Below are 2,403 nucleotides of genomic sequence, written 5' to 3' on the forward strand. Positions count from 1 at the left end.
GGACGACGAGCGCATCCACGCCAAGGCCAAGGAACTGGACGTGCCCGTGGTCATGACCAGCCCGGATCATCCCAGCGGCACGGACCGCGTCCTGGAGGCCGCGCGCCTGCTCGAGACGACAGCCGACACGGTGGTGGTCAATGTCCAGGGCGACGAACCGGCCCTCGACCCGGCCATGCTCACGGAGTTGATCACCCCCTTCGACGATCCGGCCGTGCAGGTCACCACCCTTGGGCACAAAATCAGCCCCGAGGAGGCCGCCTCGCCGGACAGGGTCAAAATCGCGCGCGCCGCCTCGGGACGGGCCCTGTATTTTTCGCGCAGTCCCATTCCCTTTGGCCGCGACACATCTCCCAGCCATATCGGCCACATCGGCCTCTACGCCTTCCGCTTTCCCGTTCTTGAAAAATTCAGCGCTTTAGGCGAAAGTCCGCTGGAGCGGCTGGAAAAGCTGGAACAGCTCCGCCTGCTCGAAGCCGACATCCCCATCCACGTGGCCATCACAACCCGCCAAAGTCATGGCGTGGACCGGCCCGAAGATCTGCCCACAATTTGCGAACTCATGCGAGGAGAACATATATGAAAGCACTACTTGCCCTGGAGGACGGCACCTGGTTTGCCGGCCAGTCCTTTACCGGCCAGGGCGAAGCCGGCGGCGAAGTCATCTTCAACACCGGCATGTCCGGGTATCAGGAAATCCTGACCGACCCATCCTATTATGGCCAGATGGTCTGCATGACCTATCCCCTGATCGGGAATTACGGCGTCAATCTGGACGACGTGGAATCGGCCCGGGTGCATTGCCCGGCCTTCATCGTCAAGGAATGCTGTAAAAAACCGTCGAACTGGCGGGCCACGGAAAGCCTGCCCGACTATCTGGTCCGACACGGCATCATGGGGTTGGAAGGCATCGACACCCGCGCCCTGACCCGCCATCTGCGCATCCATGGCGCCATGCGCGGCATGATTTCCACCGCGAACATCTCGCCCGAGGAGCTGGCCGCCAAGGCCAAGGCCCTGCCCTCCATGGAAGGCGCCAACCTGGTCGATTTCGTCGCGCCCAAGGAGCCCTACATCTGGACCGCCGAAGGGCCCAAACCCGCCCGCATGGACGGCGACCTGCCCGTGTGGCCCGACAAGGACGCGGACCGCCTCCGGGTCGTGGTCTATGACTATGGGATCAAATGGAACATCCTGCGCCTGCTGGCCGCCGAGAATCTGACCATGTTGGTCGTGCCACCGCAGTTTCCGGCTGAATATGTCAAAAAACTGGCGCCACACGGCGTCTTCCTCTCCAACGGCCCCGGAGATCCGGCCACATTGACCGGAGCCATCGCCATCATCAAAGAGCTCTGCGAAGCTTACCCCGTGGGCGGTATCTGCCTCGGGCACCAGCTCTTGGGCATCGCCCTGGGCGGAACCAGCTTCAAACTCAAGTTCGGGCATCACGGCATCAACCATCCGGTTCGTGACGACATCACCCGCAAAATTGAAATTTCCTCGCAAAATCACGGATTCTGCGTGGACATTTCCAGCCTGCCCTTTTTAGAACAGACCCACGTCAATCTCAACGACAACACCCTGGAAGGCTTCCGGCACCGGACCAAACCTATTTTTAGTGTCCAGCATCATCCGGAAGCAGGCCCCGGCCCGCATGACAGCCAGTACTTCTTTGGTCGATTCCGGCGCATGCTGGAAACTGGTCAGGTCCAATAATCTTACCCTGGAGCAGCTATGTCCGCGGATATCCTCAAGGCAAAAAAACAACTTGGCGAAGTGCACATGCTGCTCAAACAAGGCAAGCTCCTAGCCGCGGTGGCCAACATCCATGACGCCGTCGGTTTCGTGCTCAAGTCGCAGCTGATGAAACACGAACAACAGGCCTTCACCGAAGCCCTGGACAAAGCGGCGTATTTGCTGGCCAATGACCGCGGCCTTCAAAAAATCTATCCGCTCCAAATCACCTACACGCCCGGCGAGGAACGGGAATTTCTTGCCGGGTTGTCCAACCTGTTCGCTTTTCTTCAGGAAAATCTGACCGAAGAGGCCAACGCCCATATCGCCGCCCTGGAAGAATACAAACGCAAGCAAATCGCCCTGGCCCGGGAACTCCTCCAGGCCGATGAACCCGACAAAGCCCGCCAGATCATCAACAAACTCATCGATGCCGCGCCGCACGACAACGATCTCAAGCTGGCCATGGCCGACATGTACATGGAATTTGGACAATACGAGGACGCCCTGACCCACCTCAAGGCCGCCTACGCGGACAGTCCGGACTCCGCCAACGTCTTCAACAAACTAGGCATGGCCCTGCGCAAATCCGGCCACCTGGAAGACGCGGAAAAATTCTACATCCAGGCCCTGGAACGCTCCGGCCGCAATGAATACATCTATTTCAAC

The 2,403-nt window shown here is 59.6% G+C and carries 3 protein-coding genes; all 3 read left to right on the forward strand.

What is annotated here, in order from left to right; genetic code table 11:
- On the forward strand, positions 1 to 583 hold a 583-nt coding region (locus tag EOL86_13775; GenBank protein ID NCD26643.1), incomplete at its 5' end, for a 3-deoxy-manno-octulosonate cytidylyltransferase.
- On the forward strand, positions 580 to 1,716 hold the full coding sequence (locus EOL86_13780) for a carbamoyl-phosphate synthase small subunit (protein ID NCD26644.1): 1,137 nt from the start codon (positions 580 to 582) through the stop codon (positions 1,714 to 1,716). The genes EOL86_13775 and EOL86_13780, both read left to right, overlap by 4 nt.
- An 18-nt stretch (positions 1,717 to 1,734) precedes the next feature.
- Positions 1,735 to 2,403, forward strand: a 669-nt coding sequence (locus tag EOL86_13785) for a tetratricopeptide repeat protein (protein NCD26645.1), incomplete at its 3' end; no start/stop codon positions are given.

Source organism: Deltaproteobacteria bacterium (assembly GCA_009930495.1).
Classification (GTDB): Bacteria; Desulfobacterota; Desulfovibrionia; order Desulfovibrionales; family Desulfomicrobiaceae; genus Desulfomicrobium.